Here is a 7701-nt window from a genome sequence, read left to right on the forward strand (position 1 = left end):
GTACATTCTGGTCAGCAGAACACCGCCAGAGAGGTGGCCACCGTGGCGAAGGCGATGAAGAACCCGCCGGTGTACGGCGTGACGAGCGCGGACCACGCCCTGCAACTGGCGGTGATCCTGCAGGTCGAGGGCGCCATCACGGTCTCCGAGGCGGCCCGGCGGCTCGGCGTGGCCCGCTCCAGCGCGCATCGCCTGCTCTCCACGCTGGTGTACCGGGACTTCGCCGTGCAGAACGAGGACCGCAGCTACCGTGCCGGCCCGGTCCTGGAGATCGCCGACAAGGCCCAGTCCGACGTCGGCGCCCTCCGCGCCGCAGCCCTCGGCCCGCTGCGCGTCCTGGTCGACACCCTCGACGAGACCGCCAACCTCAGCATCCGCACCGGCCGGATGGTGCGATTCGTCGCCGCGGTCGAGTGCTCCCGGGCGCCGCGGGTCGGAAACCGCGAGGGCATGGTGTTTCCCGCGCACCAGGTGACCGGCGGCCTGGTCCTGCTGGCCCAGCTCAGTGACGAGGACCTGGAAGCCCTTTACGCTCCCGCGACCGAGGAACGCCCCGACCTGAACAGGCTGCGCGAAGAACTGCACGCCGTCCGAAGCAGCGGCGTGGCCCTCAACCTGGAGCGCTCCGAGCGCGGGGTCGTCGCGATCGGGCGCGGTGTGACCGACGCCGACGGCCGCACGGTCGCCGCCGTGTCCGTGCCGATGCCGAGAGTGCGTTACGCGCCGGAGCGGCTGACGGAGGCCGTCGCGGCGCTCACCGCTGCCGCTGAGGCGATCTCCGCCGGGCTGGGTGTGAGCGCCGACTGACACTTGGTTCCGGTGCTCACCAATGGCTTGAAGTGGTTGGTCGCGTGTGCGGCTGGCTCTGGATCCTTACGTTTCGCTGATCCGTCCGAGCAGTGCGAGCAGTTGGCCGCGTTCCTCCGCTGTGAGGCTCTGCGTCAGCCTGTGCTGGACGTCCAGGGCGGCGGGCGTCACCTCGTACAGCACCCGCAGCCCGTCGTCCGTCAGGAAGAGCAGCTTGCGCCGGCCGTCGCACGGGTCCGGCTCGCGCCGTACCTCACCGCGGGCGATCAGGCGCTTGAGGATCTCACCCGTCCGCGGCTTGGCCAGCAACACGCGTTCGGAGAGGGTCGTCTGGTCGATGCCCGGCTCGCGGGCGAGCCGGTAGAGCACGCCGTACTGCGGAGCGGTCAGCCGTGTCCCCACGGCTTCCGCCCAGTACCGCGTGTGCCGCTGCTGGGCGACCCGGATCAGGAATCCGGGGTTGTCCGTGGTGTCCGCGGGCAGACCGATCAGTGTCATGACGGGCGCCGTGGGTTTCCAGGTGCCGGTAGTGACCCCGGCGACCGTCCGCATCAGGTGCAGGAACCGGCCGGTCTCCTCGGAGCTCAGTCCGGCGGTCATCCGCAACTGCACCTGGGCCACCCAAGGGGCGAGGTGCGTGAACGCGGCCTGCCCCTCGTCGGTGAGCCGTAGCGCGTTGCGCCGGGCGTCGGCGGCGGTGTACTCGCGGGCCACCAGACCCGCCTGGTCCATCCGCGCCACCAACTCGGCGACGGTGGCCTTGTCCAGGCTCAGCACCTCGCCCAGGGTGCGCTGGTCGATGCCCGGACGTATCCGCAGCCGGTGCAGTACAGCGAACTGCGGCCAGGTGTACCCGTCCGGCACCAGCTCCTGCCACAGCCGGTCCTGGACCTGCTGGACCGTGCGCAGCACAACGCCCACGGCGAAGGCCGTTTCGTCCGGGACCGCGCCCGCCGACCCACGTACCACCGCCCAACACCCTTCCGCTCCGTGCTCGCCGCCCTGCGACGCGCTGGTCAGCGGCAGGATAGCGGTCCGGCTGACCGGGATGCCGGGTGACCGGCCTCCTCACGGTGCCCACGCCCGTTCGTACGACGTTCAGGGGCGGACCGTGCGGACCGTGCGGACCGTGCCGGTGCCGGCCATCACGCCGTCTTCTGGCGATCGCTGCGGAAGACGTCCCAGCTGGGTTCGCCGAACAGGTCGGGCGCCTGTGCTTGCGGGGGATGGGGATGCGGTAGGGGCCGCCCCTGGAGGTTCCTGGTCGGCGAGGTTGGTGACGCCGCCCAAGGCAGTGGCGGCCCGGGTGGCCGACGCGGCCGCCTCGGCGAAGTGGCCGACGGGGACGGCCGCGGATGGGAACCGGCCGGCCGCGGGCCACGACGAACGCAGAGGGTCGATCGTGGTGGATGGTGATGTTGCCGGCGCTCAGGACCGAGCAGGACCGGGTGTCGTGGGACGGCGGCGACCGAGCGAGGTGCACGGCGAGCTCGGCGGCGCTCACGGTTCCCCGTGGGCGACCGCCGAGCTGCTGCGAAGAGCCAGCGGGTCAACGCTGGGGCTCGGACGGCGACCGGCCGCAGGCGCGGGGCGTCCGGTTCACCCCTGCGGAACGGTCAACCCTGCGGGAACGACACGAAGCGGCCGTCCGGATCCCACCGGTTCCGCAGGGTTTCGAGACGGGACAGCTTGTCGGGAGGGAAGAAGGCGTCCGGCCCCACGCCGCGGGCGACCATGGCCTCCTCGTTTATCAGGCTGCCCGAGGCGAAGACGTTCAGCTGACGGGCATGGTCGGTGGCCCACGCCTGCATTTCCGCGTCCCGGTTCGGCTCGTCCGACACCGCGGCCAGTTGGATCAGGGTGTCCCCGAGCACGGAGAAGGCCATGTCGGACAATGCCGGGCTGCCCGCGAGGTTCACCCAGCTGACGTGGGACCGGGGCGTGGGGGTCGAGGTGAGGGCTGCCTCGTAGGCCGGCATCAGTGTGGACGCCGACGCGCTCGACACGATGCTGTCGCACGTGTACCGGAACCCTGGCGGGAACAGGCTGTCCGGTGACAAGGTGCTCTGGAGTTCCTGCATGCCCGAAAGCGGGGGACTGGCGTTGCTCCAGATCGCCTTCTCCGCCAGCGGTGTGTTCACGAAGGGCGCGAGCGCGTCGTCGGCCTCGCGCTCGGAGTTGGCGAAGACAGCCGCGCCCAGCAGCGTCGTCGCCCCTTCCGGGGACTGCGTCGCGTATTGGGTGGTGTAGGCGGCCTGGTCGACGATCGGAGCCATCTCATGACGCGACTCGTACAGCCAGTCGAAGAGTTCACCGCGCACTTCGAGCGGGTAGTTGGAGAAGACACCCTTGATCACGGCCGGCATCGGCAGCAACCGCACGTGGAAGGCGACCGCTACACCGAAGAACCCGGGACCCGCGCCCCGAGCCGCCCAGTAGAGGTCCTTGTTGTGCGACGCGTCGGCCCGCACCACTTCGCCGTCCGCCGTGACCACGTCGACGGCCCGGACCTGGGAACACCCGGGCCCGAACCCACGCCAGCCCCATCCGATGCCGCCGCCCAGAAGAAAACCGCCCAGCGCCACCGTCGCGCAGTGGCCGTGGGGGAAGAGCAGGCGTAGTGGGTCCAGCACCCGGTCGAGTTCCTCACCGAGAACTCCGGGGCCGGCGACCGCGGTCCTGGCACGGGCGTCGACGTCTAGTCCGCGGAGGCGGGAGACGTCGATGAGGAGCGTGCCCTCGCGCAGGCTCACGGCGGAGTAACTGTGCCCGCCCGCGCGGACGGAGACCTGAAGCTGCCGTCCCTTGGCCAGCCGGACCGCGGCCACGACGTCGTCGACATCCTCGGCCAGCACGATTCCGGCCGGAAGCCGTGCGGGCTTACGGCCGTTCCACACGGCGGCCCGACGCGCCTCCTCGTAACCCTCATCACCAGACCAGAGAAGCTTCCGCTCCAGCTTTCGCTCGACAGACATACATCTCCTTTGATGCACGTAGGTACTGGTATTCAGACATCGGCGAGGTGATCAGGCGGCCGAATCGGCCGTCCCCACAGCGCGGCTCAAGGAGGGCGGTCGCGACCGCCCCGGCACCGGTGTCGGCTCCACCATCAGTACCGAAGTGACGCCCCACACATGCAGGCGATGACGACCAGACAGTTAACATACGAACTACTGTCCATCGCCGCAAGACCAAGGACGCGACCGAAAAGGGCGACCTCTCGCCGAGCGGCGCGGGAGCATGGGGCCCCGGCCGGCGGGCAGAAACCGCCGCGTCTTCGAACAGGCGCTGCCGGGAACGGTGGACAGATCTCGGCTTCGGCAAGCCCTGACCCGGCGACGGATCGTAGGCGGACACCGGCGGCGGGCACCGCGGAGAACGAGAACCGCACCAGCCGCCCGGTTGGACGGTCTTCACCGTGGGCACCGGCCGCCGGCCAGCGCGAGCCTTGTGCTGGCGGGCGCTGCGTACCGGTTTGAGCGCAACGACGTCCGACGGCCCGGACCGCAGGCAGGTGGCATCCGTGAGCATCGACGACACCGGCGGCGTGGACGCCTGGTCGCCCGTGAACGGTTCCGGCGGTCAGCGGTTGCGGCAGGGGGGCCGCGCCCCTCCAGGGGCGCTGGACACCCTGGTGGTCGTGGTGGCCCGTCGTGATGTGTCGCGAAGCTGCCCGCTCCTCCCGGCGGGGCCTGTTCGAAGACACGGCGGTTTCTGCGCGCGTTCTGGGGCTTGCGGGCGGTGGATAGTAGTTCGTACGCTAACTGTCTCCGCTGGTTACTCGTCCACGTGGAGGCCCCGCTGGTTACTCGTCCACGTGGAGGCCACGTGCCTGACGGTCGTTCGTTGTCCGAGTCGAAGGTGGTTGGGCTCGGGCATCTGATGGTGCGGCCCGTGTGCGGTGGGATGTTCGCCGATCAGGGGGCGGACATGATCAAGAGGGCTGCAACCTGGCGGTGATCACCCGCGAGTAGTCCGACACCAGCACCGGCACCGGCGGCGAGCCGGCCTGCCCATGGCCCAGCGGCACCGAAACCGGCGGGAACCACAGGTCACACTGGGCCAGTTCACCGGGCTGATACACCGTCCGCGAGACCGGGTCGCCGGGCAGATACGCCGGCCGCAGCTCCCGCACCCGCTCCTTCAGCACCGTCATCCCCTTCTCCCAGCCGATCCGCTCGGCGATCACCGTGGCCGGCATCGTCGGCGTCTGCTGCAGCAACGCACGGATCGCCGGCTCGACCGCGTCCACCGCCGAGCCCTTCGCCGCCCGCTCGTACTTCGGCGACCGGTCACCGGCGGCAGGCCTGGCAGTGTGGCTCTTGGCGTAGGCCCGGATGACGGTGCCGAACTCGACGAGCACCGGGGCGCCGCTGGTCTCCGCGATGGCGGGCATCGTGGGCGGCCAGGTGATCCAGCACTCCGCCGCGGCCGTGGGTGTGGTTCGTGCGCATCACCCGCCCTGGCCCGGGGTCAGGGCGGGATGACGGCGGCAGCGGGCCCGGGCGGAAGTCTTCTCGTCCGTGGCGAGCGGTTGGCCTTCCCAGGTACGGGCGTACAGATCCGGTACGCTCTCGCTTCCTTTCCCGGCAGTGCTCACATGAAGCCCTTGGCGCGGTAGAACCGCTCGGCGCCGGGGTGCAACGGGACCTCTGTGTTCTGCCAGGCCTTCGACAGGTCGATCGGCTCGGTCAAGGCGGCGTAGGGGGCCTGGGATTCGAAGAGCGTCTCCAGTTGGGCCGTCTGCTGCTCCAGACCCTGGAGCGTCAGGAAGACGATCTCGTCGTCCACATCGGCGCGGCAATACAGCAGCCAGCCTGTGAAGTCGAGCGTCGGGATGTCGGTCTCGACGCCCGGCAGTCGTCCCGCGGGGAGCACGGTCCGGCGTGCGCCGTACTTCGCCTCCAGGGACGACAGCACCTCGTCCTCGATCGGCAGGAAGGTCATCGGCACGGCTTCCGCCGCCTCCTTCCAGGACTTCGTCATGAGGGCCTCGTCGAAGACCGCGTCGAGCTTCCCGGCCGCGAGCAGGGCCGCACGCCCCGTCAGACCCCCGTCGGTGACCTCCAGGAAGTTCAGCTGCCGTCCTCCGGAGGAGACGGTGCCTCCCCATCCCTCGATGTCCTCGACGCTCACCCCGTACTCGGCCAGCAGCACGTCCATCACCCAGCCCAGCGAGTGGCCCAGGTGCGTCGGCCCGGTCGAGATGCGCAGCGGGATCTTCTCCTCGAAGATCTGCCGGAGCGAGGTGATCCCCAGATCCGCGCGGACCGCCAGGGCGAGCTGGTCGAAGTGCGGGAACACGCACACGGCACGCAGGTCGAGCGGCCGGTCGGTCAGCCCGAAGGCGGTGACGCCGTCGGCCGCGGCCTTGGCCAGCCACGGCGGCGTCGTGATGGCGAAGTCGTACCTGCCCTCGTCCACCAGCTGCATCCCGCGGATACACGAGGCGCCGGTCTCGATGGTGTGGACCGAGACAGACGAACCCTCGGGCAGTGGACTGTTGTAGCCGGTCAGGCCGAGCCCCAGCATGCTCCCGACCCTCAGCCAGTTCGCGCCCGCGGTGAGCAGACGCACCTCGATGGGGGAACTCATCAGCGATCCTCTCCTTACGTCGTTGGTCAGCAACTTCTGTGGGCCGCGACGCGTGGCTGCGGTTCGCTTCCCCACGGCAGCCAGGCCCCCTCCCGCACAGAGAGGGTGGGAGGGGGCTCCGGCTTGGCCGGCACCGGGGTGTCCCGGCCCATGGCGCTTGCTGAACCGACGTCAGCGGCGGGTGAGGCCTCCGTCGACGGCGATGATCTGGCCGGTGATGAAGGCCGCTTCGTCGGAGGCGAGGAACGCCACGACGTTGGCGACGTCCTCGGGCGTCTGCTGCCGCTTCAGGTTCTGCAGCTGCATGTGGTGCTCGAAGTACTCCTCACTCAGCCTCGTGAGCGTGAAGGGCGTCCTGACCACGCTGGGGGCCACCCCGTTGACCGTGATGTCGTGCTTGGCGAGGTCGGTCGCCATCGCATACGTGAGTCCGTTGACGGCTCCCTTGGAGGACAGGTACGAGGCGAAGGTCGGAGGGCTCTCCCAGTAGGCCGTGGTCGTCATGTTGATCACCCGGCCGGCGCTGGACTCCTTCAGCTGGTCGAGGAACGCCTTGGACGTCAGGAGCGCGCCGCCGGCGTTGACCGAAACGATCTTGTTCCAGCTTTCGAAGGACACGTCGCTGAACTCGACCAGTTCCACGAGCGCCGCGTTGTTCGAGACGATGTCGACCGAGCCCAGCGCGTCCCGCACCTGCCCGGCGAAGGCGTTGATCTGCGCTTCGTCGGAGATGTCGACCTGGGCGCTGAAGAACCGCTGCCCGGCGGCCTTGACGAGTTCCGCGGTCTCGTCCGCCGGGTTGATGTCGGCGACCGCGATGTCGGCGCCCTCGGACGCCATCTTCTTGGCGATCGCCTGACCGATGCCGCTGGCACCTCCGGTCACTACGGCGATCTTGCCTGCCAGCCTTCCAGTCATACTGCAGCTCCTTCTTGCGATGCATCAATCAGAGAGGGGCCCTCCGCGGTCTGCCGGGCGGGCAGCGCGATGATTGCGCGCACCGGGTCGGCGATGACGGCTGTCCTCGGGTGGAGGGCCTGTTGGCCCGGTTCGACCGGTCGGCCCGCCGACCGGTCGTCGGGTCGTTCTTGTGGCGGGTGGCGGTCAGCCGCCGTTGACGACGGCCGCGGTGGCCCGCAGGGCCTCGGTGGCCCGGGGCAGATCGGCGTTGACCAGCCGGCCCTCGGACTTCACGACCTGCCCGGCGACCAGGACCGTGTCCACGTTGTGCGGCTGGGCGGCGACGACCACGGCCGCGACCGGGTCCCGGTCGGCGCCCAGGAGGTTGAGGTCGTCCAG

Annotated in this window: 5 protein-coding genes and 2 pseudogenes; 1 reads left to right on the forward strand and 6 read right to left on the reverse strand. The window is 69.9% G+C overall.

The annotated features are described in order from the left end of the window. The first annotated feature begins 42 nt into the window (after nucleotides 1–42). The gene (locus GFH49_RS28195) at nucleotides 43–807 is read left to right on the forward strand and encodes an IclR family transcriptional regulator (protein ID WP_155058874.1); all 765 of its coding nucleotides are present in this window, start codon (nucleotides 43–45) and stop codon (nucleotides 805–807) included. 66 nt (nucleotides 808–873) lie between these two features. On the opposite strand, the gene GFH49_RS28200 is transcribed toward GFH49_RS28195, so the two are convergent. The 6 genes and pseudogenes from GFH49_RS28200 to GFH49_RS39530 all read right to left on the reverse strand — a co-directional run. After that, nucleotides 874–1776, reverse strand: coding sequence for a MarR family winged helix-turn-helix transcriptional regulator (locus GFH49_RS28200; protein WP_155058875.1), 903 nt, complete (start codon nucleotides 1774–1776; stop codon nucleotides 874–876). A 647-nt stretch (nucleotides 1777–2423) separates the two neighbouring features. Then, nucleotides 2424–3782: an FAD-binding oxidoreductase gene (locus GFH49_RS28205; RefSeq protein ID WP_155058876.1), complete on the reverse strand. Its 1359-nt coding sequence runs from the start codon at nucleotides 3780–3782 to the stop codon at nucleotides 2424–2426. Nucleotides 3783–4744: 962 nt separating this feature from the next. Continuing rightward, nucleotides 4745–5101: pseudogene (locus GFH49_RS28210) on the reverse strand (IS21 family transposase); the annotation flags it as partial. A 302-nt stretch (nucleotides 5102–5403) separates the two neighbouring features. Further along, entirely contained in the window at nucleotides 5404–6402 is a 999-nt protein-coding gene (locus GFH49_RS28215; RefSeq protein WP_155058877.1) for a TAXI family TRAP transporter solute-binding subunit, read from the reverse strand. A gap of 171 nt (nucleotides 6403–6573) precedes the next feature. Then, nucleotides 6574–7320, reverse strand: coding sequence for an SDR family NAD(P)-dependent oxidoreductase (locus GFH49_RS28220; protein WP_155058878.1), 747 nt, complete (start codon nucleotides 7318–7320; stop codon nucleotides 6574–6576). A 186-nt stretch (nucleotides 7321–7506) separates the two neighbouring features. Then, a pseudogene (locus GFH49_RS39530) lies at nucleotides 7507–7701 on the reverse strand (amidohydrolase family protein); the annotation flags it as partial.

Source organism: Streptomyces blattellae (assembly GCF_009709555.1).
Classification (GTDB): Bacteria; Actinomycetota; Actinomycetes; order Streptomycetales; family Streptomycetaceae; genus Streptomyces; species Streptomyces blattellae.

Bases quoted from the DNA above. Each gene is read 5' to 3' on its own strand.
- GFH49_RS28205 (WP_155058876.1), bottom strand. From the start codon at position 3,782: ATGTCTGTCGAGCGAAAGCTGGAGCGGAAGCTTCTCTGGTCTGGTGAT.
- GFH49_RS28220 (WP_155058878.1), bottom strand. From the start codon at position 7,320: ATGACTGGAAGGCTGGCAGGCAAGATCGCCGTAGTGACCGGAGGTGCC.
- GFH49_RS28215 (WP_155058877.1), bottom strand. From the start codon at position 6,402: ATGAGTTCCCCCATCGAGGTGCGTCTGCTCACCGCGGGCGCGAACTGG.